The organism is Desulfofundulus thermobenzoicus (assembly GCF_009428905.1).
Lineage (GTDB): Bacteria > Bacillota > Desulfotomaculia > Desulfotomaculales > Desulfovirgulaceae > Desulfofundulus_A > Desulfofundulus_A thermobenzoicus.
Genome location: NZ_WHYR01000281.1, coordinates 1 through 379, shown reverse-complemented (window position 1 = coordinate 379; position 379 = coordinate 1). Strand labels below are relative to the sequence as shown.

The 379-nt window shown below is 41.2% G+C and carries 1 protein-coding gene; it reads right to left on the bottom strand.

Going from position 1 to position 379, the window contains the following annotated elements; translation table 11 throughout:
• Positions 1–325: 3-oxoacyl-[acyl-carrier-protein] synthase III C-terminal domain-containing protein (locus GFC01_RS18635; protein ID WP_279233523.1), on the bottom strand; the 325-nt coding region annotated here is incomplete at its 3' end.
• Positions 326–379: the final 54 nt, after the last annotated feature.

Genomic DNA, 379 nt, shown 5'->3' with positions numbered 1-379 from the left:
GACCCATATCTCCCGCTTCAGCGGATTGATGTTCAAGATAATGTTTGATCACATACAAAACTGTGGCAGAGGACATATTCCCGTGTTGTTTAAGTACTTCTTTTGATGAAAAAAGCTGATCCTCTTGTAAGGATAGACTTTCAATATAGGCATCAATCACTTTTTTTCCTCCAGGATGGGCAAGAAAAACTGATAGGTCTTCTGCCGAATACCCTTGCTGCTCTAAAAATTGATCGACTTGCTCTTTTAACCAGCCTGAAATAATGGAAGGAATGTCACGGGAGAAAATAACCCGAAAGCCGTCACTTGTAAATTCCCATCCCATCACATCCTCAGACTCTTTCATTGTGACGGATTGTGTACCAATCACTCTAGGAAC